General features: G+C 66.0%; 21 protein-coding genes. 15 read left to right on the forward strand and 6 right to left on the reverse strand.

The genetic code is table 11. The features are described 5' to 3' along the window. The first annotated feature begins 9 nt into the window (after window positions 1-9). The 3 genes from E3T31_RS14235 (at window position 10) to E3T31_RS14245 (ending at window position 3,018) form a co-directional block, all read left to right on the forward strand. On the forward strand, window positions 10-1,155 hold the full coding sequence (locus E3T31_RS14235; RefSeq protein WP_134469782.1) for a Gfo/Idh/MocA family protein: 1,146 nt from the start codon (window positions 10-12) through the stop codon (window positions 1,153-1,155). 61 nt (window positions 1,156-1,216) lie between these two features. Further along, entirely contained in the window at window positions 1,217-1,936 is a 720-nt protein-coding gene (locus E3T31_RS14240) for a ThuA domain-containing protein (protein WP_134469591.1), read from the forward strand. Further along, a complete protein-coding gene (locus E3T31_RS14245) occupies window positions 1,921-3,018 on the forward strand; it encodes a Gfo/Idh/MocA family protein (protein ID WP_134469592.1) in 1,098 nt (365 codons plus the stop codon). Before E3T31_RS14240 ends, E3T31_RS14245 begins: the two co-directional genes overlap by 16 nt. A gap of 89 nt (window positions 3,019-3,107) precedes the next feature. On the opposite strand, the gene E3T31_RS14250 is transcribed toward E3T31_RS14245, so the two are convergent. Together E3T31_RS14250 and E3T31_RS14255 are read right to left on the reverse strand one after the other, a co-directional pair. Beyond that, window positions 3,108-3,962: an NAD(P)-dependent oxidoreductase gene (locus E3T31_RS14250; RefSeq protein ID WP_134469594.1), complete on the reverse strand. Its 855-nt coding sequence runs from the start codon at window positions 3,960-3,962 to the stop codon at window positions 3,108-3,110. A gap of 40 nt (window positions 3,963-4,002) precedes the next feature. Further along, window positions 4,003-5,007 (reverse strand): aldo/keto reductase family protein, encoded by a 1,005-nt coding sequence (locus E3T31_RS14255; protein ID WP_134469595.1) that lies wholly within the window; start codon window positions 5,005-5,007, stop codon window positions 4,003-4,005. A gap of 138 nt (window positions 5,008-5,145) precedes the next feature. Here E3T31_RS14255 and E3T31_RS14260 point away from each other — a divergent pair, with 138 nt between their 5' ends. The 5 genes from E3T31_RS14260 (at window position 5,146) to E3T31_RS14280 (ending at window position 11,999) form a co-directional block, all read left to right on the forward strand. Continuing rightward, window positions 5,146-6,378, forward strand: a complete 1,233-nt coding sequence (locus E3T31_RS14260; protein ID WP_134469784.1) for an ROK family transcriptional regulator — start codon at window positions 5,146-5,148, stop codon at window positions 6,376-6,378. Window positions 6,379-6,400: 22 nt separating this feature from the next. Next, window positions 6,401-7,678, forward strand: a complete 1,278-nt coding sequence (locus E3T31_RS14265; RefSeq protein ID WP_241978001.1) for a multidrug effflux MFS transporter — start codon at window positions 6,401-6,403, stop codon at window positions 7,676-7,678. A 99-nt stretch (window positions 7,679-7,777) separates the two neighbouring features. Then, on the forward strand, window positions 7,778-9,472 hold the full coding sequence (locus E3T31_RS14270; RefSeq protein WP_134469597.1) for an HNH endonuclease signature motif containing protein: 1,695 nt from the start codon (window positions 7,778-7,780) through the stop codon (window positions 9,470-9,472). Between the two features lie 425 nt (window positions 9,473-9,897). Further along, window positions 9,898-10,611 carry a phosphatase PAP2 family protein gene (locus E3T31_RS14275; protein ID WP_134469599.1) on the forward strand — a complete coding sequence of 238 codons (714 nt, stop codon included), beginning with the start codon at window positions 9,898-9,900 and terminating at the stop codon, window positions 10,609-10,611. Window positions 10,612-10,616: 5 nt separating this feature from the next. Then, a complete protein-coding gene (locus E3T31_RS14280) occupies window positions 10,617-11,999 on the forward strand; it encodes an NAD(P)/FAD-dependent oxidoreductase (RefSeq protein WP_370304627.1) in 1,383 nt (460 codons plus the stop codon). Window positions 12,000-12,003: 4 nt separating this feature from the next. On the opposite strand, the gene E3T31_RS14285 is transcribed toward E3T31_RS14280, so the two are convergent. Then, a complete protein-coding gene (locus E3T31_RS14285) occupies window positions 12,004-12,564 on the reverse strand; it encodes a hypothetical protein (protein ID WP_134469601.1) in 561 nt (186 codons plus the stop codon). A 144-nt stretch (window positions 12,565-12,708) separates the two neighbouring features. Here E3T31_RS14285 and E3T31_RS14290 point away from each other — a divergent pair, with 144 nt between their 5' ends. From E3T31_RS14290 to E3T31_RS14300, 3 genes are read left to right on the forward strand one after another with little or no spacing between them, the layout of a single operon-like run. Then, window positions 12,709-14,247: a TrkH family potassium uptake protein gene (locus E3T31_RS14290; protein ID WP_134469603.1), complete on the forward strand. Its 1,539-nt coding sequence runs from the start codon at window positions 12,709-12,711 to the stop codon at window positions 14,245-14,247. Beyond that, a complete protein-coding gene (locus tag E3T31_RS14295) occupies window positions 14,240-14,938 on the forward strand; it encodes a TrkA family potassium uptake protein (protein WP_241978003.1) in 699 nt (232 codons plus the stop codon). Before E3T31_RS14290 ends, E3T31_RS14295 begins: the two co-directional genes overlap by 8 nt. Continuing rightward, window positions 14,935-15,171, forward strand: coding sequence for a ferrous iron transport protein A (locus E3T31_RS14300; RefSeq protein WP_134469605.1), 237 nt, complete (start codon window positions 14,935-14,937; stop codon window positions 15,169-15,171). The genes E3T31_RS14295 and E3T31_RS14300 overlap by 4 nt, the downstream gene beginning before the upstream one ends. Here the strand turns inward: E3T31_RS14300 and E3T31_RS14305 are convergent. From E3T31_RS14305 to pdhA, 3 genes are read right to left on the reverse strand one after another with little or no spacing between them, the layout of a single operon-like run. Next, complete coding sequence (locus E3T31_RS14305) at window positions 15,168-16,466, reverse strand: dihydrolipoamide acetyltransferase family protein (protein WP_134469607.1); 1,299 nt, start codon at window positions 16,464-16,466, stop codon at window positions 15,168-15,170. The genes E3T31_RS14300 and E3T31_RS14305 overlap by 4 nt on opposite strands. Before the next feature lie 9 nt (window positions 16,467-16,475). Continuing rightward, the gene (locus tag E3T31_RS14310) at window positions 16,476-17,495 is read right to left on the reverse strand and encodes an alpha-ketoacid dehydrogenase subunit beta (RefSeq protein ID WP_134469792.1); all 1,020 of its coding nucleotides are present in this window, start codon (window positions 17,493-17,495) and stop codon (window positions 16,476-16,478) included. Then, window positions 17,495-18,571, reverse strand: a complete 1,077-nt coding sequence (gene pdhA / locus E3T31_RS14315; RefSeq protein ID WP_134469609.1) for a pyruvate dehydrogenase (acetyl-transferring) E1 component subunit alpha — start codon at window positions 18,569-18,571, stop codon at window positions 17,495-17,497. Before pdhA ends, E3T31_RS14310 begins: the two co-directional genes overlap by 1 nt. Before the next feature lie 167 nt (window positions 18,572-18,738). Here pdhA and E3T31_RS14320 point away from each other — a divergent pair, with 167 nt between their 5' ends. From E3T31_RS14320 to narJ, 4 genes are all read left to right on the forward strand, one after another. Then, window positions 18,739-19,446 carry a metalloregulator ArsR/SmtB family transcription factor gene (locus E3T31_RS14320; RefSeq protein WP_134469611.1) on the forward strand — a complete coding sequence of 236 codons (708 nt, stop codon included), beginning with the start codon at window positions 18,739-18,741 and terminating at the stop codon, window positions 19,444-19,446. A 106-nt stretch (window positions 19,447-19,552) separates the two neighbouring features. After that, window positions 19,553-23,302, forward strand: coding sequence for a nitrate reductase subunit alpha (locus E3T31_RS14325; protein ID WP_134469613.1), 3,750 nt, complete (start codon window positions 19,553-19,555; stop codon window positions 23,300-23,302). Further along, entirely contained in the window at window positions 23,302-25,002 is a 1,701-nt protein-coding gene (gene narH / locus E3T31_RS14330; protein WP_134469615.1) for a nitrate reductase subunit beta, read from the forward strand. Before E3T31_RS14325 ends, narH begins: the two co-directional genes overlap by 1 nt. Beyond that, window positions 24,999-25,733: a nitrate reductase molybdenum cofactor assembly chaperone gene (gene narJ / locus E3T31_RS14335; RefSeq protein WP_241978004.1), complete on the forward strand. Its 735-nt coding sequence runs from the start codon at window positions 24,999-25,001 to the stop codon at window positions 25,731-25,733. Before narH ends, narJ begins: the two co-directional genes overlap by 4 nt. Window positions 25,734-25,735 lie beyond the last annotated feature (2 nt).

Consider the following 25,735-nt stretch of genomic DNA (forward strand, 5'->3'; position numbering starts at 1 on the left):
AACGTTGCGATGATCGGCTACGGCTTCATGGGGGCCGCCCACTCGCAGGCGTGGCGAGTAGCTCCACACTTCTTTGACCTTCCCCTCGAACCGATAATGCACACCATCGTGGGCAGGGACGCCGCCCGTACAGCTGCCGCCGCGCAGAAATTTGGTTGGGCACACGCGGAGACGGACTGGCGGAGCGTTGTTGACGACCCCGGCATCGACCTGGTGGACATCTGCTCACCGGGCGACACCCACACGGAAATCGCGATCGCGGCGCTGGCGGCCGGCAAGCACGTCTTGTGCGAGAAACCATTGGCCAACAACATCGCTGACGCTGCGCGCATGGCGGATGCCGCCCACGCGGCGAACGCGCGTAGCATCCGCTCAATGGTGGGTTTCAGCTACCGCCGCGTTCCGGCGATCACCTTTGCCCGCCAAATCGTGGCGGAGGGCCGGCTCGGTGAGATTCGCCAGGTGCGCGCCCAGTACCTGCAGGACTGGCTGGTCGATGCCGAGGGGCCGATGACGTGGCGCCTGGATAAAACGCTGGCCGGCTCCGGCTCGCTCGGCGATATTGGTGCGCACGCTATCGACGCTGTGCAATTCATCACCGGCCAAACCCTCGATGCCGTCAGCGGCGCCCTGCACACCTTCGTCACCGAACGGCCGCTGCTCGGCGAAGCGGTGGGCCTCGGCGGCGTCGCGTCGACAGAGCGCGGCGCGGTCACGGTCGACGACGTTGCCCTGTTCACAGCGCGCCTGAGCGGCGGTGGGATCGGCACCTTCGAGGCCACCCGCTTCGCCACCGGCCGCAAGAACGCCTTCCGCATCGAAATCAGCGGATCTCAGGGTGCGCTGGCCTTCGATCTCGAGCGCATGAACGAGCTCGATTTCTACGACGAAACCGACCCGGCCGGTCTGCGCGGTTTCCGCCGGATCCTGGTGACGGAGCCGGAGCATCCGTACGTGTCAGCGTGGTGGCCGACCGGCCACACCATCGGCTACGAGCACCCATTCTCGCACCAGGTTCGCGATCTCGTGTTCGACATTGCGGAGCATCGCGCCCCCGAACCGTCGTTCGCCGACGGTCTTCAGGTGCAGCGTGTGCTCGACGCGGCCGAGCGCAGCGCCACCGAGGGCAGCGTCTGGATCCCTACCTTTCAATAGTCATCCAACCCACAGCATGAGGAAAAGCAATGGCGCTCTATCGCACTCAACGAAGGACTTTATGACCCCCGCAATCCCCACAGCATCCGCTCCCCGTCATGCGCTCGTCGTGCGCGGCGGATGGGACGGCCACCAACCCATCGAAACGACGGACCTCTTCATTCCGTTTCTCGAGACGAACAATTTCACTGTGCGGGTCGAGGAATCACCCGCGACGTACGCTGATGCCGAGTACATGGCTACGGTCGACCTGATCGTGCAGACGAACACCATGACCACGATTGAAAAGAACGAATTTGCCGGACTCCGGGCGGCGATCGAAAACGGAACGGGGCTCGGGGGCTGGCACGGCGGCATCGCCGATTCGTACCGCAACAATGTTGACTACCTTCAGCTCATCGGCGGTCAATTCGCGGCCCACCCCGGCAAGGCACCCGCCGAGCGAACGGGGGAACAGTCCGACAACTACGTGCCCTACCGCGTCAACATGCTGCCCGCCGCTGCCGATCACCCGATCACCGCAGGCATCGAGGATTTCGACCTCGTCAGCGAGCAGTACTGGGTGCTGCACGACGACTATAACGACGTGTTGGCCACGACGACGCAGGCCGTGCGCCCGTGGGATCCGTGGCGTCGACCGGTGACGTCCCCCGCGATCTGGACGAGACAGTGGGGTCAGGGGCGGATCTTCGTCTCCACGCCAGGGCACCGGGTCGATATTCTGCAGCACGACAGCGTGCGCACCATGATCGAGAGGGGACTGCTATGGGCGGCCCGTTGAAAATAGGAATAATCGGCGTCGGAAAGATCAGCGAGCAGTACTTCGCCGAGTTTCCCAAGCTCCCCGGACTTAAGCTTGTGGCGGTTGCAGATCTGGATGCTTCTCGCGCAGCGACCGTGGCCGCAGAGCAGGGCGTGCTGGCACTGACCGTTGACGAGCTCATTGCCTCGCCCGGCGTAGACGCGGTGCTGAATCTCACCATTCCGGCGGCGCACGCCGAGGTGGCCCTGCGCGCGCTGGCAGCGGGGAAGCACGTGTACGGGGAGAAGCCCCTCGCGTTGAATCCCGCCGAGGCGGCGCCCGTTCTCAAGTTGGCCAGCGAACGGGGGCTCAGAGTTGGATCGGCTCCGGACACCGTTCTGGGCACTGGCGTGCAGACCGCCCGTGCACTGCTCGACGCTGGCCGCATCGGCACTGCGGTGGCGGCATCCGCTTTCTGGACAGCGCCGGGGCACGAGCTGTGGCATCCGGCCCCGCAGTTCTATTATTCGGAAGGCGGCGGGCCGCTCTTCGACATGGGTCCGTACTATCTGAGCGCCCTTGTTTCGTTGCTCGGACCGGTCGTTCGTGTGTCGGGAAGCGTTGGTCGCTCCGGCCGCGAGCGCACCGTCGCGACCGGCCCGCTCGAGGGCACGAGCATCACAGTGGATGTCGACACGCACGTGTCGGCGCTGCTGGAGCACGCCTCCGGCGTCACCGCCACCATCATGATGAGCTTCGACGTCTGGGCGGCCCGGCTGCCGCGCATCGAGATCTACGGCACCCTTGGCACGATCGCGGTGCCAGACCCGAACCGTTTCAGCGACGTGACCGAGCTGTTCACGAGCGACGATCGCGAGTGGCGCGAGGTGTCGCCGGAGGCCGGGTATGCGGACGCCGGGCGCGGATATGGCCTCGCCGACATGGCCAGGGCGATCGCGACCGATCGACCACACCGAGCGTCGGCCGAGCTGGCTTTTCACGTGCTGGAGATCATGGACGCCATCTTGCGGGCCGCCCACGACCATTCTGTCGTCGAGTTGACCAGCACGGTGGAGCGCCCGGATCTTGTTCCCGAAGGGGCAGTGCCAAGCAACTGGTAGGTCGCGTTGCTGTCGTTCGACGCGCAGCAATCGAACGCCGACAGAGTGGATCTGTCGGCGTTCGTTACACGGATTGTCCTGGGACGGTGCTACTGACCCGCCACGTGATCGCGCCAGCTGCGCTCGGGGGCGAAGTCGAGCATCCGCTTCGCCTTGTCGATCGACAGCAAGGTCTCGTGTTCGCCCACCTCTTTCGTGACGGAAACGTTTGGAAAGACCTCGGCCGCCAGGCTCGCGCTCGAACGGCTCATCACGGTGTCGGCGGCCGCGATGATGAACGTCTCGAAGCCCGGCTGGGCCTGCTCGAGCGCCCGCAGCACGGCCTGGGCGCCGTCGCGCCCGTCGATGTAGCCCCAGAGGTTCCACTTGCGCAGGGTCGCGTCGGCGTCGTAGCCGGGGAAGGCCGCGTAGTCTTCCGGGTCCATCACATTGGAGAAGCGCAGCGCCGTGATGCTGAGCAGCGGATCCCAACGCACCAGCTGAATGGCCATCTGCTCTTCGAGGTGCTTGACCAGTGAATACGTGCTCTCCGGGCGGGCCGGGTACTCCTCGTCAACGGGAATGTACGGCGGGTCGATATCGAACGGTAGACCCAGGGTGGTCTCGCTCGAGGCGTACACGATGCGCTTGATGCCCGCCCGCCGCGCGGCCTGGAACACGTTGTAGGTCGCGAGCATATTGTTGTGAAAGGTGGCCACGTCGGGCAAAATGCCCGGGGCCGGTATGGCGCCGAGGTGCACGACGGCGTCGAAACCGTCGGTGCGGTCGTTGATGCCGAACATCACGTCACTCACCTGGCCGTAGTCGGTCAGGTCGATCTGGGTGAATCCGGCGCCGCGCACTCCCGACTGGTCGAGGTTGGTGACCTCGTGGCCCTCGCTGGTCAGGCGCGCGACGACGCTGCGCCCGAGCTTGCCACTGCCACCGGTAACGGCGATTCTCATTAAATACTCCTTCTTTCTTTTAATAACGGATGCCGCTGGCTTACGCTTCGCGCTGCTCCGGCGAGACGGTCTTGCGCGGGTCGAACTCGGCCAGGTCGCGTACGGCGGCGTCAATTTGTGTGAGCACCTCAGAGCCGAGCTGCACTCCGGCGGCCTTCACATTGTCGGCGACCTGCTCGGGGCGGGAAGCGCCCATGATGGCGGAGGCGACGTTCTTATTCGCGAGCACCCAGGCGAGCGCGAGCTGAGCCATGGTGAGCCCGAGGTCGTCGGCGATCGGGCGCAGCTTCTGCACGGCCGTGAGAACCTCGGTGCTCATCCAGCGCTGGATCATATTGGCGCCACCCTTGGCATCCGTTGCCCGGCTGCCTTCGAGGAGCGCCTGCCCCGGCAGATACTTGCCGGTAAGCACGCCCTGCGCAACCGGGGACCAGACGATCTGGGAGACGCCGAGTTCCTCGGCGGCCGGAACCACCTCGGACTCGATCACGCGCCAGAGCATCGAATACTGCGGCTGGTTGGAGATGAGCTGAATATTCAGGTCGGTAGCAAGCTTGTGGCCGGCGCGTAGCTGCTCGGCGTTCCACTCGCTCACCCCGATATAGAGGGCCTTGCCCTGGCGCACGACGTCGGCGAAGGCCTGCATGGTCTCTTCGAGCGGGGTCTCCACGTCGTAGCGATGCGCCTGGTAGAGGTCGACGTAGTCGGTCTGCAGCCGGGTTAGTGAGCCGTCGATCGATTCGAGGATGTGCTTACGGGAGAGGCCGACGTCGTTGTGACCCTTGGGGCCGGTCGGGCCGAAAACCTTGGTGAAAATCTCGAGGGACTGGCGACGTTCGCCCTTGAGCGCGTCCCCGAGTACCTGCTCTGCCACGGTGTTGGCGTACACGTCTGCGGTGTCGAAGGAGCTGATTCCCGCGTCGAGGGCCGCGCGCACACAGGCCGTCGCGGTGTCGTTTTCGATCTGCGAACCGTGGGTCAGCCAATTGCCGTAGGTGATTTCTGAAACTTTGAATCCGCTGTTGCCGAGATAACGAAAGTCCATGACGTCCCTGTCTGGCACCCGTGTCCGTCAGCGCCGTCGATGATTTGTTGACTCTGGCAACGTATCACCCCACGATGTCCATCCGGAGCGGTAACCTGAATTCTGACCGAAAAATGAGAGTCGAGAGCAGTGGACGCCATGCAGGGCACCAACCATGACGATCTGCGTCGCCGTAACCTGTCGATTATTCTGCGCCTGGTGCACCGGAGCGGGGCAGCATCGCGCGCCCAGCTCACCCGACTGACCGGCCTGAACCGGTCGACCATCGGCGCCCTGGTTGCCGAACTCGTCGAGCGCGGGTTGGTTGAGGAACGCGCGCCCGACCCGACCAAACTGGCCGGTCGGCCGAGTCCGATCGTCGCGGCGAGCGACCGCGTGGTGGCCCTCGCGGTGAACCCCGAGATCGACGCGATTACCGTGGGAGTGGTCGCTCTGAGCGGCGTCGTGCACCGCCGCATCCGCTTCGCAACGTCGTCGTCGCCGACGGCCGCCGAAGCCGTCGCGATCACCGCCGGCATCATCGACGATCTGCGAAACGACCTGAGCGAATATTCCATAATCGGAATAGGCGTTGCTGTGCCCGGCCTGGTGCGTGCGTCCGACGGGCTGGTGCGCCACGCCCCACACCTCGGCTGGGTCGACGAGCCGCTCGGCGACCTCCTCGCGGCGGCAACGGGCCTGCCCGTCGTCGCGGCCAACGACGCGAGCCTCGGCGTCACCGCCGAACGCTACTTTGGTGCCGGGCAGGGTATGACCGACTTGATCTACCTCAACGGCGGATCGAGCGGAATCGGTGGCGGCCTCGTCGTCGGGGGCGTCGCGGCCGGCGGTCGAGCGGGCTACGCCGGAGAATTCGGGCACATCCGGGTCAGTGCGAGCGGGCAGAAAGACTCGGCGGGCATCGAAGGCACCCTCGAAGCGGAGGTGACCCGCGACGCCCTGCTCGAGGTGCTGGGCCTGCGCGCGAGCGAAACGGATGCCGACACCCTCGAACGCGCGCTGCTCGCCTCCGATTCCGCGGCGGTGCACGCCGAGGTCGCCCGGCAGCTCGACTTTCTGGCCGTAGCCCTGGCTGGCGCGGTGAACGTGCTCAACCCGCAGGTGATCGTGCTCGGCGGCTTTCTCGCCGCGCTGCACGCCGCCGACCCCGACCGGCTCAGCCGCGCGGTCGCCGCTCTGTCACTCGGGACAGCGTTCGACGGGGTGCAGATCGCGCCCGCGCTGCTCGGCTCGAATCTGCTGTTGATCGGGGCGGCCGAGCTGGCCTTCGAGGCGCTGCTGCTCGACCCGCAGCTGGATCGAGGGAATACTTTCGCACTCCCCGCGCTTAGCGCAAGGGTGGCCGTGTCGCCCGCCAGCCATCCTCACTAAACCAACCAAGGACATCCGCTACGTGATTACCGCCAGCATCCCCGTCATCAGTGCCGCGCAACTTTCCTCGACTGCCGTGCACCCCGGGGACAAGCTGAGCCGGCGACAGCGCATCGTCTACATTCTCATTCTGGGAGCCCTCACTGCCCTGGGCCCGTTCACGATCGACCTCTACCTGCCGGCCTTCCCGACACTCGAGAGCGAATTCGGTGTCTTGCCGTCGGTCATTCAGCTCACCCTGACCGGAACCATGATCGGTTTCGGGTTCGGGCAGCTCGTCGTGGGTCCGTGGAGCGACAAGGTGGGCCGCCGGCTGCCGCTCATGCTGGCGACCGGCGTGCACATCCTCGCCTGTGTCGGTGCTGCGATGTCGAACGACATTATTGTGCTCGCGGGGTTCCGCGTGCTGCAGGGCTTTGGCGCTGCGGCCGGTGCGGTCGTGGCGATGGCCATGGTGCGCGACCTGTTCGGCGGCAAGCCGCTCGTGCGTATGCTCTCCCGGCTGGCCCTGGTCAGCGGCCTCGCGCCGGTGCTTGCGCCGGTCATCGGTTCGCAGCTTCTGCTCGTGATGAACTGGCGCGGCATCTTTTGGGTGCTCGCCGCCTACGGCGTCATTGTGATTCTGGCCGTCGCGTTCTGGATCGTGGAGACGCTGCCCGAGAGCGAGCGCAACGTGAAGGGGCACAACACCCTGGCGCAGCGCTACAAAGCGGTGCTGAGCGACCGCACCTTCGTCGGCGTCGCGATCATCGGGGCGATGACCTTCACCGGGCTGTTCTCCTATCTCTCGGCCTCGCCGTTTCTCTTTCAGGATGTCTACCGGTTCAGTCCGCAGGAATACGGCCTGCTCTTTGCCGTGAACTCGCTCGGTGTCGTCACCGGTGTGCAGTTGAGCTCGCGGCTGATGCACCGATTCAACATTGGGCCGCAGTGGATTTTGTCGGTCTCTACCGTTGTGCTGCTGCTCACCGCCGGGGCGATCGTGCTCCTGGACTTTGCTGGCATGGGACTGTGGGGCACTCTGGTTCCGCTGTGGTTCTTCATCGCCGCCTGCGGATTCACTTTGCCGAGCGTTCAGGTCATTGCCCTCAACGCGCACGGGCATGAGGCCGGAACCGCGGCGTCGCTGCTTGGCGCGGCGAACTTCGGTGTGGCCGGCCTGATCTCGCCGATTGTGGGACTGCTGGGAGTGGGAACGTCGATACCGATGGCATCCGTTATGGGAGTCGCCGCGGTGGTGTCGCTGCTCGCCCTCTGGCTAATCGTGCGCCCGCGCAGCGTTCCGGCGCTCGAGCGCTGATTTTCTCCGGAGCTTCTCCACAGGAGATAGTTTCGATCCGTCATCCACTGATAATGAGCTTTTCTCGGGGTTTCTGGGGATCGGTGGGAGAATTGGGGTATGCACAACCTCGCTGATGAGCTTCGCCGGGCGGCCGATCGGGTCGCCGCTCTCGGCGATTGCAGCGCGGCGTTTGATGCTTTGGGTGAGGCCGATGTGCTGGCCGGGCAGCGGTCACTGGCTGAGGCCCGGCGATTGCTCGACGTGTTTGCGGCGTGGATGGCCGGTACGGTCGCGCGCCGGTCCCGGCCCGAGCTGGGCCTTGAGGGTTTGGCTGCGCGGCAGGGGTTCGCGACGCCGGTGGCAATGGTGCAACACGTCAACGGCTCCAGCCGTGGGGAGGCAGAGAAGCTGGTCGCCTCGGGCATTTTGATGGGTGAAACGGATGCTGCCGAAAAGTTGGCGGCGGAAGGCGATGACGACGGTGCGGGTGGCATCGATGCCGGTGGACTGGCGGGCCGGCCGGTAGTGCCGTGGCAGGCGCCGATCGTGCATGCCGTTGCCGCCGGCACCCTCACGGTGGACCAGGCCGACGCGCTGCGCCGAGGTCTGGGCGAGATCGACCTGGCCGTGTCCGCTGATATTTTGCGCGCCGCGCTCACGGCGCTGGTGCCGGAGGTGATCGGGCTCAACGTTGAGCTGGTATTCCGCCGGGCTCGCCGGTTGCGGGACCAGCTCGACGAGGCTGGCATTCGGGCTCGGGAGAAGCAGGCCCGCGACGATACCAAGTTCAAGCTGTTCCGCCGCCAGGACGGCATGGTCGTGCTCAGCGGGCTGTTCGCCCCCGAACAGGGCGAGTACTGGCTCAGCGCCTACGACTGTGTCACCAGCCCGCGCCAGCGCGGAGGCGTGCGCTTCGTAGATCCGGAGCAGGAGGCCTGGGCGGACCGGGTACGGAACGACCCGCGTACCGTGGACCAGATCGCCGCGGACTCCTTCACCACGCTGCTCAAGACCGGCACCGACGCAGACCCCACCAAAATGTATGGCGGACGCCAGCCGGCGGTGCGGATCATCGTCACCCAGGCCGACCTTCAGCGAGCCGGATTCGTGCCGGCCGACGTCGCTGAAGCCCGGAACGAGATCACCGGGCAATCCGGTCAGAGCGAGAAGAGCGGCCTGAGCGAGCAGACCGAGCAGACCGAGCAGACCGGGCAGACCGGGCAGACCGGGCAGGCCGGGCAAAGCGGGCAAAGCGGGCAGAGCGAGCGGGCCGGGCAGAGCGGGCAGAGTGAGCAGGCCGGGCGGAGCGGCCTGAGCGAGCAGACCGGGCAGCGCGGGCGGGTGGGGCATGGATTCCTTGAGGGCAACCCCGCCCCGATCTCCCTCGAAACGGTGCAACGGTTTCTCTGCAACACCGGCCAGCTGCGGCTGTTGGTAGACGAGGCGGGGCATCCGCTGAAATTGGGCCGCACCATGCGAACTTTCAGTGAGGCGCAGCGCGTGGCCATGGGCGTACGTGACGGCGGCTGCATGTTTCCGGGCTGCGACATGCCACCCTCCCGAACGGAGGCGCACCACGCCGACCAGTGGGTGCGCGACACCGGCGCGACCGACATCGACCTGGGGCTGTTGCTCTGCGGCCCCTGCCACCGCCGACTTCATCAGGAAGGCTGGCGGGTGATTGGCGAGCCGGGGGAGTTCTGGCTGCAACCACCCGCGAGCATCGACCCGACGCAGACGCTGATTCCGCTGCCCAGTAAGAGCCCGCTCATGCTCGCACTCAAGCGGCAGCAGGACGCCGAAGCCAACTGAACCCAGCAACGCGGATCAGGGACCGCGCCGCGGTGCGAATTGTTGAGTCTGAGCGGGTGCGGACCAGGTTGACGTGACCAGGCTCTGCGGGCGCACCTTACGGTCGTGGGTCCATGATCTAACCTGGGCCCACGTTCCGGGCCCGGTGCAAGTGCGGGGGCATGCATCGGGGGTACACATTCGGGGAGAGCGGATGGTGCGGGTTCGGCCCGTCGGGGAACGCGCCCAAGATTTGCGGGAGCACGCGGGCGGGGCCCACCTTACGGTCGCGGGCCCATGATCTAACCTGGGCCCACGTTCCGGGCCCGGGCCCGGGCCCGGTGCAGGTGCGGGGGTGCACATCCGGGTACACATTCAGGGGAGCGGATGGCGCGGGTCCGGCCCGCCGACGGCCCAATCCGGAGCGGCTGTTCTACGATGGCGGGATGACGAACCCGAAGTCTCCGGAGCGTGCCGCCGACCCCGCAGCGCGCCGCATCTCCCGCCGCTGGCCCGTGATCAGCGGGATAGCTGCCGTCGCATTGGCCGCACTGCTTGGCCTGGTCGTCGTCGTGCGTGCCAACGGACTCGCCCTCGAGGTCGACACCGAGTGGATGGGCGAGGTGATCGAACACCGCTCTCCGATCTGGGAGGTTCCGTCGCTGTTCATGAACGCCCTCGGTGGCGGTCTGTTCGGCGTGCTGATCGTGCCGATCGTCATCACCTTGGTCATCGTGTTCATCAAACGTCCGTGGGCGGCCGGCTACTATCTCGTGGCGACCGTGGTCAGTGCCGGCGCTGTGCAAGTCCTGAAGCAGGTCTTTGGCCGTGCCCGACCGGAGGACATGCTGGTCACGTCCGATTTTGGCTCCTTTCCGTCTGGCCACGTCGCCAATGCGGCGACCATGGCGGTGTGCCTCGCCATCATCTTTCCGCGGTTGTGGGTGGCCCTGGCCGGTGCCGCGTACACGATCGTCATGCTGCTCAGCCGTACCTACCTCGGTGTGCACTGGCTGACCGACACCATCGGCGGGCTACTGATCGGTGCCGGAGTTGCAATTGTGCTGTGGGCTCCGGTCGCCGCGAAGCTCGATGGCGAGCGCGCACTCGCCGCCCGGCTGCGGCTTGAACGAGACCGAAAGAAGGCAGCGCAATCGTGACTCGAGTGACCCCGGTGCGCAATGGCGACGTCTCGTTCTGGTGGAACCAGCTCGGCCAGCCAGCGCCCCGGCCGACCCTGCCCGGGTCGACCGGCGCCGACGTCGTCATTGTCGGCGCCGGCTATACCGGACTGTGGACCGCGTACTACCTTAAGAAGGCGGCGCCGCAGCTACGCATTGTGGTGCTCGAAGCCCGCTTCGCCGGGTTCGGCGCCTCCGGACGAAACGGCGGCTGGCTCACCAACTCGATCACCGGTGGCCGCGACCAGTACCTGAAGCACCACGGCCGCCCGGCGGTTGAAAACTTTCAGGCCGCGATGAACGACACGGTCGACGAGGTCATCCGCGTGGCCGCAGCGGAGAGCATCGACGCCGGCATCGTCAAGGGCGGCGAATTCACCGTCGCCTACGATGCCCCGCAGCAGCACCGCCTCGAAGCTGCCGTCCGGGCCGAGCAGACCTGGGCGCACACCGACGTCGAGGTGCTCTCGCGGGCCCAGGCGCAAAACCGCATCAACGTGGCGGGAATGACCGGGGGTATGTGGCATCCGCACTGCGCCCGCATCAATCCGGCGGAGCTCGTGGCCGGGCTGGCCCGCACGGTCGTTTCGCTCGGCGTTGAGCTCTACGAAAACACCCCGGTGAGCGAGATCGCGGCCAACCAGGCGGTGACCGAACACGGTACCGTCGACGCCGCGTTCGTTGTGCGTGCGACCGAGGGCTTCACGGCCACGCTCAAGGGGCTGCATCGCACCTGGCTTCCCCTGAATTCGTCGCTAATCGCGACCGAGCCGCTCGACGCATCCGTTTGGGAAAAGATTGGCTGGTCGGGCCGGGAAACCCTGGGTGATATGGCGCACGCCTACATGTATGCGCAGCGCACGAGCGACGACCGCATCGCCATCGGCGGGCGCGGGGTTCCCTACCGATTCGGTTCGAAAACGGATGCCGACGGCCAGACCCCGCAAGCCACCATCGACGCCCTCCGCGCGATTCTGGTGCGCTTCTTCCCGGCGACGAAGGATGCGAGCATCGATCATGCGTGGTCGGGCGTGCTCGGTGTACCCAGGGATTGGGCCGCGACCGTCGGTCTCGACCCGCAGACCGGACTGGCCTGGGCCGGCGGCTATGTGGGCACCGGGGTGGCGACCACGAACCTGGCCGGCCGTACCCTGACCGACCTCATTCTCGGCCGGAGCAGTTCGCTCACCGAACTGCCCTGGGTGAACCATCGGGTGCGCCCGTGGGAGCCGGAACCGCTGCGCTGGCTCGCGGTCACGGCGCTCTATCGGGCCTACTCGCTCGCCGACCGCACCGAGCTGACCGGCCGCCGCACGACGTCACCGCTCGCGCGGGTGGCCGATGTGGTGTCGGGGCGCGGGCACTAGCCGTTCAGCCGTTCAGCCGGGCTGCGTGTCGCGCCAGGCGGCGCACCAGCTGAGGCCGCAGCTGGCCGAGTTCGGCCACGGTCAGCGGGTCGGGTGGGCGCAGCACAGCGACACCGAGCTGGTCGATCACACTCTCAATCGTGGACCGCGACCAGATTTGGCCACTCAGGTGCACGAGCACATCGCCGGCAGCATCAAGCAAATACAGGTGCGGCAGGCAATCGACCGTCCCGCTCTGATAGAGCTCGACCAGCACCACGCTGCCGATATCGGCGGTGGCGACGGGCGTTTCGTGACCGAGCAGACTCCGAACCGATAGTCGGTCGGGGGTGACGCGCAGGGCCATTTTGCTGACTCCGAGCCCGAAGATCATGCCAAGGGCGGTCAACCCGCATTGGATTTCGAGCACAAACGGCCAGGTCTGGCGCGGAATGGACAGCCAGTACAACACGAGAAAGAGCGGGATGAACAGGGCGAGCGCCGCGATGACCGCGTGCGAAACGATGCGCTCCCGCGGTCGCAGCACACGTATTTGCGCCGGTTCCACCTCATCACTTATCGTCATCGTCGATCCCCCAGATTGAGTATTGCGCACTTGTTGTCGGAGTCGCCGACCGAAGTTGGGGGCTAGACGAAGCCCGTCCAACCGACTACAAATATCAGCCGCACAATCGCGGCCGGCACGTTTCTGCACGGGCCCGGGCCCGGAATGCGGGCCCAGTTTAGAAACTGGGCCCGGGTCCACAAGGTGGGCCCGCGGAGCCGGGTCCGCCCACGCTTCAGGCCCGGGGAGCCTGAAGCCCCCACATTCCTGCACGTCCGAGCCAGCGCGCACTCCCAGCGTAGAGTTGGCTCTGTGCACTCACGGGCCGTCCGCGAACGCGGCAACACATCGAAGCGGTATCGCCTGCACCCGGCGCAAGTCGTCGTCACCGGTTTTGCCCTGACCATCCTGGTTGGCACCGCGCTGCTCATGCTGCCGAACGCGCGGGTCGGGCCGGGCGGGGCGTCCTTCATGGAGGCGCTGTTCACCGCCACGAGCGCCGTCTGCGTGACCGGTCTGACCGTCGTCGACACGGCGGTCTACTGGACGCCGTTCGGCCAGATCGTGATTCTGGGGCTGATCCAGATCGGCGGCTTCGGTATTATGTCGTTCGCCTCGGTGGTCGGTTTGGCGATCGCCCGCAAACTCTCGCTGCGCTCGCGCATCACGGCCGCCGCCGAAACCAAGAGTGTCGGTCTCGAAGACGTTAAGGGACTCGTGCTCGGTGTCGTGCGCATCTCCCTCGCCATCGAGCTGACCGTCGCGATCATGCTGGCCGTACGTTTCATGATCGGCTACGGCGAACCGGTCGGCCGGGCCGTCTGGCTCGGGGTGTTCCACTCCGTGTCGAGCTTCAATAACGCCGGCTTTGCCCTGTTCAGCGACAACCTGATGGGTTTTTCAACGGATGCCTGGATCTGCCTGCCAATCAGCGCCGCCGTCATCCTCGGTGGGTTGGGCTTCCCGGTGATCGTGCAGTTGCGGCGGCAACTGCGTCATCCTCGGTCAAAGAGTGCCTGGTCGATTCGCACCTGGACCATGAACACCCGCATCGTCGTGGCCGGCACGATCGCATTGCTCAGTCTCGGAACGGTATATATCACCGCCGTTGAATGGTCGAATCCGAATACGCTCGGGCCGCTGGACTGGCCCGGCAAGTTGCTGACCGGATTCTTTCAGTCCGTGCAGACCCGCACCGCGGGTTTCAACAGCATCGACATCGGCCAGATGGATTCGGCGAGCCTGCTCGGAATGGACGCGCTCATGCTGATCGGTGGTGGCCCGGCCGGAACCGCCGGTGGCATCAAGATCACGACCTTCGCCGTCTTGTTCTTCATCCTCTGGACGGAGCTGCGCGGCGAGGTTGCCGTCAACGTTTTTGGTAAGCGGCTCTCCCGGGCGGTGCACCGGGAGGCGATCACGATCGCCCTGCTCGCGGTCGGCGTGATCATCGCCGCGACCGCGGCCCTCATGCTCATGACGGAAATCTCAATGGACGCGTTGTTGTTCGAGGCGATCAGCGCCTTCGCGACCGTGGGATTGTCCACCGGAATCACCGCTGGGCTGCCTTGGGAGGGGCAGATCATTCTTATCCTGCTCATGTTCGTCGGCCGTCTCGGTCCGATCACCATCGGCTCTGCTATCGCCCTGCGGGAACGGCACACCACCTATGAACTCCCCAAGGAAAGGCCGATCATTGGCTAAATATTCGCTGTTCGGGCATCGTGACCCGGCCCGCCTGGCCGAAGCCGAATCGGTCGTCGTCATCGGCCTCGGCCGGTTCGGCAGCTCCCTGGCCCTCGAACTCATGAAGAGCGGCACCGAGGTACTCGGCATCGACGGTGACGAAGAGATCGTGCAGGCGCACAACCGGCTGCTCACGCACGTGGTGCGCGCCGACTCGACCAAGGAGGCGACGCTGCGCGAGCTCTCGGTGCCCGACTTCTCGAGCGTGGTGGTGGCTATCGGCGGTGACATTCAGGCGAACATTCTGACCGCGTCCCTGCTGCTCAAGCTCGGCATTCCGAATATCTGGGCCAAGGCCGTCAGCGACCCGCACGGGGAAATTCTCACCCAACTCGGCGTCAACCACGTTATCTACCCCGAGAAAGACATGGGGCAGCGCGTCGCCCACCTCGTGCGTGGCGCCATGCAGGACTACATCGAGATCGGCGAGAACTTCGCGCTGGTCAAGACGGCCCCGCCGCGCGCGCTCATCGGCGTACCGCTCGGCCAGGCCAAAGTGCGCGCCCGCTACGGCATCACCGTCACGGCCTTTCACCGCCCCGGCGCCGGCTGGAGCTACACGTCGCTCGACACGGTGATCGAAGACGGCGACATCATTCTGATCGCCGGGGAGTCGGCGCGGGTCGAAGAGTACAGCCTGATGCGATGAGCGATCCGTTCGCTTTTCTAGCGGATGCGCCGCTCGGCACCCGGGTCGTCGTGCGCACGCGAATCCCCGGTGGGTATACGGACGCGCTGGGGTTTTTGCGCAGCCGCAGCGCGGCATCCGTTTCGGTGGAAACCAAGCGCGGACTGGTGACTCTCGCGATGGCCGACGTCGTCGCCGCGAAAGAGGTACCGCCGGCGCCCGAGCAGCGCCGGCGGCGGGGGATCCCGGCTTAGAGGACGATGCGCAACGGCTCCTCGAGCAGCTGGGTCAGGTCGCGCAGGAACGCGGCCGCGACGGCCCCGTCGAGCACTCGGTGGTCGACGGTCAGGGTGATCTTGACCATGGGCACGCTGACGAGTTGGCCGCCCTGCACCTGGGGGACCTCGGTGGCCGCGCCGATCGCCAGAATTCCGGCCTCCGGCGGGTTGAGTACGGCGGTGAACGAGTCGATGCCGAACATGCCGAGGTTGCTGATGGTGAAGGTTCCACCAGACATCTGCGCCAGGGACAGGCTGCCCGTACGGGCGAGCCCGGCCAGAGCGCGCGTCTCGGTGGCGATGGTGGCGAGCGACTTCTGGTCGGCGTCGGCCACCACCGGAACGAGCAGCCCGTCGTCGGTCGCCACGGCGACGCCAACGTTCACGTGGTTGTGGCGCAGAATGACGCCGTCACCCCAGGAGGCGTTCACCTCGGGGTGCGCGCGCAGCACGACCGCGCAGGCGCGCACGAACAGGTCGTTCAGGCTGACCTTGCTGCCGACCGTCTCGAGCGAAGCGTTCACGTCGGCGCGGAACGCGACGAGCCGCTCCACGTTGACGACGCTGGTGAGGAAGAAGTGCGGCACGGCCTGGCTCTCGGTGAGCCGGCGTGCCGTGACGGCGCGAATGCGGCTGACCGGCACGGAGACCGAGTCGGTCGAAACGGCGGTCGGGGCTGCCGCAGCGGCTACCGGCACCGGAGCGGATGCGGCGGATGCCTGAGCCAGGATCGCCGTGTCAACGTCGGTGCGGGTGATACGGCCCTGCGGCCCGGTGCCCGCGATCGTGTGCAGGTCGATTCCATGCTCGCGTCCGATCTTGCGGGCCAGCGGCGAGGTACGGAGCTCGCCGGTGGACACCGGGGCGGGTGCCACGACAACGGGTGCCACGGCGGCGGGCGCGGCCGGAGCCGCGGTATCCGCTACCGAAGCAGCGGTCGCAACCGGGGCAGTGGTCGCAACTGGAGCAGCCGTCGCAGCCGTCGCAGCCGTCGCAACCGGCGCAGCGGGTGTCGCGCCATCCTTGACGATGTTGCTGCCGTCGCCGATGCGGGCGACTGCCTCGCCGATCGGCACGAGGCTACCGGCGACCACGAGCAGCTGCTCGAGGACACCGTTGTCGAAGGCCTCAAGGTCCATCGTGGCCTTGTCGGTTTCGATCTCGGCGAGCACGTCGCCCTTGTGGATCTCGTCGCCGACCTGCTTCATCCAGCGGCTGAGTTCGCCCTCCTCCATTGTGTCGGAGAGGCGGGGCATGATGACGTCGGGCATGGCCGGCTCCTACTTGTCGTTCGCGGTAGTTGAGATGTTGAGTACTTCGCGCACGACCTTGGCGAGGTCGGCGGCGCTGGGCAGCGCGGCCTTCTCGAGGGCCTTGGCGTAGGGCAACGGAACCTCGGCGGCGGCGACGCGGCGCACAGGGGCGTCGAGAAAGTCGAATACGCCCTCGCCGATGGTCGCCGAGATCTCAGCGCCGATGCCGTAGCTGAGCCAGTCGTCTTCGAAGACGACTGCATGGCCGGTCTTCTTCACCGAGGCGCAGATGGTGTCGCGGTCCAGCGGACGCAGGCTGCGCAGGTCGACGACCTCGATTGACAGGCCCTCGGCTTCGAGCTGATGGGCCACCTCGAGGGCGGTCGTGGTGCCGCGCGAATAGCTCACGATGGTGAGGTCCGTGCCGGTCTTAACGACCGCAGCCTTGCCGATTTCGGCGACCTGTTCGCCGTCGGGAACCTCGCCCTTGGCGCTGTACAGCGAGAGGTTTTCCAGAAAAATCACCGGGTCGTCATCGCGAATCGCCGCGGTCAGCAGCGCTTTCGCGTCGGCCGGGGTCGACGGGGCGACAACCTTGAGCCCGGGAATGTGCGCGTACCAGACCTCGAGGTTCTGCGAATGGGTCGCGGCGAGCTGCTGGCCGCCGCCGCCGGGCATGCGAATGACCAGCGGAATGGAGACCTGGCCGGCGAACATCGAGCGCATTTTGGCGGCGTGGTTCACGATCTGGTCGATCGCGATGAGGCTGAAGTTGATGGTCATGATCTCGACCACGGGCCGCATGCCGAGCATCGCGGCGCCGAGGGCTGCGCCCACGAAACCCTCCTCGGCGATCGGGGCGTCGAGCACCCGGTCGGGGCCGAAGTCTTCGAGCAGTCCGGCGGTGATCTTGTATGACCCCGCGAACACCCCAATCTCTTCGCCGACCAGAAAGACCTTCTCGTCGCGTTCGAGCTCGGCGCGCAGGGTCTCATTGAGTGCTTGGCGGTAGGTGATCGTGCGGGTTGTTGCTACTTCGGTAGTCATCACAGTGCGTCCATAACGGGTTCTCCGGGCAAAGCGGATGGCGCATTCGCCACCGGGGTTGCGTATACATACTTGAACAGGTCGGCGACCTCGGGCTCGGGGCTCTCGTCGGCGAACACGACCGCCTCGGAAACGCGCACGTCGGCGGCCTCGTCGATGGCGGCGGCATCCGCTTCACTGAGCACGCCGGAGGCGATCAGCTCGGCACGAAAGCTCGGCACCGGGTCGGACTGCTGGGCGATCGTGGTGTCTTCGGGCGAGCGGTAGCGGGCCGGGTCGACCACGGAGTGGCCGCGCAACCGATAGCACATGACCTCGAGCAGCACCGGCTGGCGGGATTCGCGAGCCTGCTTCAGGGCGTCGCGGGCGGCGTCGCGCACGGCGAGAACGTCGTCGCCGTCGACCCGGATACCGGGCATGCGATAGGACGCGGCACGCTTGTACAGATCGGGTTCAGCGGATGCCTTCTCCACCGTCGTTCCCATGCCGAGGCCGTTGTTGACGATCACGTAGACGATCGGAAGCTTCCACAGGCCGGCCAGATTGAGCGATTCGTGGAACGCACCGATGTTGGTGGTGCCGTCGCCGAGCAGGCACATCACGGCCGCAGCGTCGGGGCTGGCCGTTTCCTGATATTTCAGGGCGAGCGCGGCGCCGGTGGCCGGGGGAATCTGCCCGCCGACGATGCCGTAGCCGCCGAGCAGGCGCGCCTCGGAGTCGAACAGGTGCATCGAGCCGCCGCGTCCGCCGGAGACGCCGGTGACCTTGCCGAACAGCTCGGCCATCACGCGCTCGGGGGAGAGGCCGCGCATCAGCGCGTAGCCGTGGTCGCGGTAGCCGGTGAACAGGTAGTCGCGGGTCTCGATGGCGGCCATCAGGCCAACCACGGTGGCCTCTTCGCCAAGGTTCAGGTGGCAGTAGCCGCCGATTTGGGCGCGAGCATACATCTCGCTGGAGCGCAGCTCGAAGGCCCGCACCAGCGACATCCGTTCGTAATAGTCACGCAGGGTGTCTGCGGGTTCACCACCAGTGGACTCGACTACTGCCTTTGGTCGCGTGCGGGCTTTTGCCGCCATGTGGTCCCACTTCCTGCGTATTTCGTTTGTTAAGACTATTACTTTGCGTTGAATGATTTGCTTCCCAGCCGCTCAGCCGGAGAATCTGCGGCGGGAGGGGGAGAAAGTGATAGTTTCTGCTGCTACCCGCTGCAGTTGATTCACGCCTGGGAGGTCATAATAGAGTCATGGCCGCCCAACCTCCGAGTTATAAAACGCTCGCCAGTCTGAGCCGCATGAACCTGCTTTTTCAGCTGCAAAGTCGCGGAACGATGACGGTCAACGACCTCGCCGAAGCCGCTGGCCTGCACCCCAACACCGCCCGCGAACACCTCGATCGCCTGATCAACGACGGTTTCGTCACCTGTGCGCCCGAGCCGCGCGACAGCAAGGGTCGCCCGAAGATGCTCTACAGCGCCGCCGGCGGGGTCAGTACCGAACTCGGTTCGATTCGCGCCCGCAAGATCGAGGCCGCGCAGGAGCGTGCCGAGCAGTTGAGACGGATGCTGCTGCTTCTTCCTGCAGGCCAGCCCGCCTTGGCCGGCTGCACCGGCCCCGCAGCCCGGCGTCAGCTCGATGCCCTCGACGACCACCTGGATCAGGCCGGCTTCGACGCGAGCGTCGCCGCCAACGGTGAACAGGTCAACCTGCACGACTGCCCGTACTCGGAGATGGTCAAGGATCACCCCGAGGTCTGCGGCGTGCACTACCGGTTGATTCAAGGAGTGCTGGAGCAGGCCGACGGCCCCCTTCGCGCGGTCGGCCTGAACCTCATCGACGCCCCGCACCTCTGCGTGATCGACGTGGCTCCCCTTCCCGCTGAACGCGAGAGCGCAAAAAGTGCCCGATTGGACACCCCAAACGGGCACTTTTTGCGCTCTCGCGAACCGGGGTGAAACATTATTACCGGCACTTTGCGGTTGTCGGCCGCGGGGGGCAGCGGCTTAGCTCGTTCTGAGGGGGAATAGCGCTTCGGCATTCCCCGGCAGGCAAGGGGCAGCCGTGAAAACACGCACAACCAGCACCACCAGCAAGCCCGGTACCGACGGTCCGGTCGCCGATTCGCTGCTCAAGCTCGGCCGCTTTCTGCGCCGCGGCGAAACCAGCGAGGACCTGCGCAGCGTGTTCAAGACCGGCGGCCGCGCCGCCGACGCGTTCTACCGTGACCGCTGGACCCACGACAAAGAGGTGCGCAGTACCCACGGCGTGAACTGCACCGGCAGCTGTTCCTGGAAGGTGTACGTCAAGGACGGCATTATCACCTGGGAAACCCAGCAGACCGACTATCCGAGTGTCGGCCCCGATTCACCCGAATACGAGCCCCGCGGCTGCCCCCGCGGCGCCGCGTTCAGCTGGTACACCTACTCGCCCACCCGGGTGCGGTACCCCTACGTGCGCGATGTGCTGCTGAACCTCTTCCGCGAAGCGAAGGCTCGCCTTGGTGACCCCGTGCTGGCCTGGGCTGAGATCACCGGCAACCCCGAAACTGCCCGCCAGTACAAGAGCGCCCGCGGCCAGGGCGGCTTGGTTCGCGCTAGCTGGGACGAAGCCGCCGAGATCGTCGCCGCCGCCCACGTGCACACCATCAAAACCTATGGCCCAGACCGGGTCGTCGGCTTCAGTCCGATTCCGGCCATGTCGATCGTGTCACAGGGCGTCGGCAACCGCTTCATCTCGCTGCTCGGCGGCACCATGCTCTCGTTCTACGACTGGTACGCCGACCTCCCCGTCGCCAGCCCGCAGGTGTTCGGCGACCAGACCGACGTACCCGAATCGGCCGACTGGTGGAACTCCAGCTACCTCATCATGTGGGGCTCCAACGTTCCCGTCACCCGCACCCCCGACGCGCACTTCATGGTCGAGGCACGCTACCGCGGCCAGAAGGTCATCACCGTCTCGCCCGACTACGCCGACAACTCCAAGTTCGCCGACGAGTGGCTCGCCGTGCACCCCGGAACCGACGGCGCCCTCGCCCTCGCCATGGGCCACGTCGTGCTCAAGGAATTCCTGGTCGACCGCCGCACCCCGCGCTTCGTCGACTATATGAAGAAGTTCAGCGACTCGTCCTACCTGATCGCGCTCGTTCCGCGCCAGGACGCCTGGGTTCCCGGCAAGTTCCTGACGGCCGACGCGCTGCCTGGAACCGACGCATCCGTTTCAAGTGCAGCTTTCAAGACGGTCATGCTCGACGAGAACGGTGAGGCCTTCGTGCCGAACGGGTCGATCGGGCACCGGTTCAGCGAGGCCGACAAGGGTAAATGGAACCTTGACCTCGAGGGTCGAGACCCACTCCTTTCTGTAGCGGATGCCCCCGATTACGACGGTCGCTCTGTCGCGATCGACCTGCCCCGCTTCGACGGAACGCCCGATGTTGACAGCGTCGGCGAACAGCACGCCGGCGCCGCTGGCATCGTGCGCCGCGGCGTACCCGTGCGCGAGGTCGCCGGTGTGCTCGTGACGACCGTGTTCGACCTGCTGCTCGCTCAGTACGGCGTCGGCCGCGACGGCCTGCCAGGCGTTTGGCCCACCGGCTACGACGACGCCTCCACCCCCGGCACTCCAGCCTGGCAGGAGGAGATCACCTCGGTGCCGTGGCAGGCCGCCGCGCGCATCGGCCGGGAATTCGCGCAAAACGCCGAAGACTCGCAGGGTCGCTCGATGATTCTGATGGGCGCAGGCACCAACCACTGGTTCCACTCCGACACCATCTACCGTGCCTTTCTCGCGCTCACCACCATGACCGGCTGCCAGGGCGTGAATGGCGGCGGCTGGGCCCACTATGTCGGCCAGGAAAAGGTGCGTCCGCTCACCGGGTACGGCCAGTACGCCTTCGGACTGGACTGGGTGCGCCCGCCGCGCCAGATGATCGGCACCGGCTTCTTCTACCTCGCCACCGACCAGTGGCGCTACGACGGCCTGAGCGCAGACACTCTCGCGAGCCCGCTCGGCGCCGGGATATTCAAGGGACGCACCACCGCGGACACCATGGTCGAATCGGCCAAGCGCGGCTGGATGCCCAGCTACCCCACCTTCAACCGCAACTCGCTCGACCTGGTCGACGACGCGGTCGCCGCTGGGCAGGAACCGGCCGAGTACGTGGTCGATTCGCTGGGGGACGGCTCGCTCGAGTTCTCCTGCGAAGACCCGGACGCACCCGAGAACTTTCCGCGGGTGCTCGTGGTCTGGCGGGCCAACGTGCTCGGCTCCTCCGGCAAGGGCAACGAGTATTTCCTCAAGCACCTGCTCGGGGCGCCGTCCGCCGTGCGCGCCGTGGAATCGATGCCGGCGCGCCGCCCGAAGACCATGAAATGGCACGAGAGTGCGCCGGAAGGCAAGCTCGACCTGCTGGTCACGAGCGACTTTCGCATGACCTCGACGACCATTTACAGTGACGTGGTCTTGCCGCCAGCCACCTGGTATGAGAAAAACGATCTCTCGACGACGGACATGCATCCGTTTATTCACTCGTTCAACCCCGCGATCGCGCCGCCGTGGCAGGCCAAGACCGACTTCGACATCTTTCACGTGCTCGCCGCGAAGATTTCGGAAATGTCCGTGAAGCACCTCGGCGTGCGCAAAGACCTGGTCGCGGCGCCCCTGCAACACGACACCCCCGATGGCATGGCCACCCCGCACGGCACCGTGTTGAACGACCAGCCGCTCATTCCCGGGGTCACCATGCCGGGGCTCGTCGTGGTGGAACGTGACTACCCGGCGTTCGCCGCGCAGCTCGGCGCGCTCGGGCCGCTCACCGAAAAGCTCGGCATGGTCACCAAGGGTGTGAAATTCAACCCCGATGTCGAGGTCGCCTACCTCGGCAAGAAGAACGGCCTCGTGGTTGATGGCCCGGCCGCCGGCCGTCCGCGACTGTCGACCGCGATCCACGCCTGTGAAATGGTGCTCGCGCTGTCGGGGACCACCAACGGCCGTCTCGGCACGCAGGGTTTTCGGCAGCTGGAGGAACGCACCGGCGTGAAGCTGGCCCAGCTCGCCAGCGACAACGAGGGCCGACGGTTTTCCTATCCGGATGTCCAGGGCGCGCCGGTCCCGGTGCTCACCTCCCCGGAATGGTCCGGCTCAGAGCACGGTGGTCGCCGCTACAGCGCCTTCACCATCAACGTCGAACATCTGAAGCCCTGGCACACCCTCACCGGTCGCCAGCATTTCTACCTCGATCACGACTGGATGATCGAACTGGGTGAGCAACTGCCGATCTTTCGGCCGCCGCTCGACATGCACCGCCTGTTCGACGACTCGATCGTCGGCGCGACCAGTAAAGCCCCGACCGGACACGCCGAGGTCGCCGTGCGCTACCTGACCCCGCACTCGAAGTGGTCGATCCACTCCGAATACCAGGACAACCTGCTCATGCTCTCGCTCTCCCGCGGCGGCCCGACCATCTGGATGAGCCCGCAGGACGCCGACAAAATCGGCGTGCGTGACAACGAGTGGATCGAGTCGTACAACCGCAACGGCGTCGTCGTGGCGCGGGCGATCGTGTCGCACCGCATGCCGGAGGGCACGGTGTACATGTACCACGCGAAGGATCGCACCATCAACGTGCCGGTCGCCGAAACCAGCGGTATGCGCGGCGGTACCAACAACTCGCTCACCCGCATCCTCTTAAAGCCCAGCCATCTGATCGGCGGCTACGCCCAGCTGTCCTTCGCCTTCAACTACCTCGGCCCGACCGGGAACCAACGCGACGAGGTCACCGTGATTCGTCGTCGCAGCCAGAAAGTGGACTACTAATGCGTGTCATGGCCCAGATGTCGATGATCATGAACCTCGACAAGTGCATCGGGTGTCACACCTGCTCGGTCACCTGCAAGCAGGTGTGGACCAACCGCACCGGCGTCGAGTACGCCTGGTTCAACAACGTGGAGACCCGGCCCGGCATCGGCTACCCGCGTGAGTACGAAAACCAGGACAAGTGGAAGGGCGGCTGGGTGCGCAATAGGCGCGGCCGGCTGCGGCTCAAGGCCGGCGGACGGCTGAAGAAGCTCTCGCAGATCTTCAACAACCCCAACCTGCCGCAGATCGACGACTACTACGAGCCGTGGACCTACGACTACGACATGCTCACCACCGCTCCGGCCGGCACGCAGAGCCCGGTCGCCCGGCCGAAATCGCTGCTGACCGGCCAGGACATCGACATCAAGTGGTCGGGCAACTGGGACGACGACCTCGGCGGCTCGCAGGAGACCGCGAGCTCGGACCCGATCCTCGCCACGATGAGCGAGAAGGTGAAGATGGAGTTTGAAGAGACCTTCATGTTCTATCTACCGCGCATCTGCGAGCACTGCCTGAACCCCGCCTGTGTTGCCGCCTGCCCCTCCGGCGCCATGTACAAGCGCGAAGAAGACGGCATCGTGCTCGTCGATGAGGACGCCTGTCGTGGCTGGCGCATGTGCGTCTCCGCCTGCCCCTATAAGAAGGTGTACTTCAACCACAAAACGGGCAAGGCCGAAAAGTGCACGCTCTGCTATCCGTTGATCGAGCAGGGCAAGCCCACCATCTGCTCCGAAACCTGTGTCGGACGTCTGCGTTATCTTGGCCTCATGCTGTACGACGCTGATGCGGTGCTCGAAGCGGCCTCGATCGAAAACGATCACGACCTGCAGGGCGCCCAGCGTGCCTGTTTTCTCGACCCGTTCGATCCCGAGGTCATCGCCGCCGCCAAGGCCGAGGGCATGGCCGACGACTGGATCGAAGCCGCCCAGAACAGCCCCATCTACAAGCTGATCTCCGAGTTCGAGGTGGCGCTGCCGCTGCACCCGGAATACCGCACCATGCCCATGGTCTGGTACATCCCGCCGCTGTCCCCGGTGGTCGACGTCGTGAGCAACTCCGGCAGCGACGGCGAAGACGCGCGCACCCTGTTCGCCGCGATCGACAAGCTGCGCATCCCGGTGGAATACCTCGCCGGGCTGTTCTCGGCCGGCGACGTCGTTCCGGTCGAGCTGTCACTGCGCAAGCTCGCCGCGATGCGCGCCTACATGCGTGACATCAATCTCGGCAACGAGGCCGACGAGCGCATTCCGAACGCGGTCGGCATGACCGGTGAGACCATCACGGGCATGTACCGGCTGCTCGCGATCGCCAAGTACGAGGACCGTTACGTCATTCCGAAGGCGCACGTTGAGACCGCGCGGGAGCTCGACGAGCTCGGCTGCTCACTCTCCAATGACGGCGGCCCCGGAATGGGCGGCCCGCGCGAGCACGCCGGCCCCCACAACGGCGGCGACGCCGGCCCCGCGGGCCCGTACGGTAACACCCCCGGCATGCCGCTGAATGCGACCGTTGACAACTACAACCAGATGGTCGGCGACTCGCCGCTCATCAAGACCCGCCCGGTGACCCCTGGCCGGGTCAACCTGCTCAACTGGAATGGTGGCGGGGTGCCGAAGGGCATGTTCCCGCCCAAAGCGGATGCCGGGAGCGCGGCATGAGCGCCGCCACCCGCCTTCCTGCGGCACTCGCTGCGCGGGTGAATTTCGGCTTTCGGGCGCCGAAGGTGGCCCCGCGGTTCATGGCCGCCGTGCCGCTCACGCCCGCGCACGGCGTTATCGCGCACATGGCGGCGTCGATTCTGCTGGATTACCCCACGCCCCAGCGGCAGCGGCAGTTTTCGCTGGTGCGTTCAGGCGTTATTCAACTGCCCGACCCGCTGCGGGAGGCGTTCGACGCGTTCTTCACGGCGATCGACGGCTGGAGCGAGCAGGAGCTCGCCACCCATTTCACCGCGATCTTCGATCTGAAGCGCAAGTGCTGCCCGTACCTCACCTACTACGCGGCCGGCGATACTCGTCGCCGCGGCATGGCGCTGGTGCGTTTTGTCGAGGCGTATCGGGCGGCCGGCTGGCAGGTCGACGCCGACGAACTGCCGGATTACCTGCCGATGGTGTTGGAGTTCTCGGCGCTGTCGGACTCGCCGATCGCTCAGGAACTACTCGCCGCGCACCGCGACGGCATCGAGGTTCTGCGTACGGCGCTGGAGAAATTCGACAGCCCCTACGCCCACCTGGCGCGCGCCGTGTCGCTGTCGTTGCCCGAGATCGATGATGAAACCCGCGAACGCTACCTGGACCTCGTCAACGAGGGGCCGCCGACCGAGACGGTCGGCATGACCTACCTCGGCAATTTGAAGCCGTTTTCCGCGCACGCGAATGAGGCCAGATAGAA

This window comes from Cryobacterium sp. TMS1-13-1, from assembly GCF_004403125.1.
GTDB lineage: Bacteria > Actinomycetota > Actinomycetes > Actinomycetales > Microbacteriaceae > Cryobacterium > Cryobacterium levicorallinum.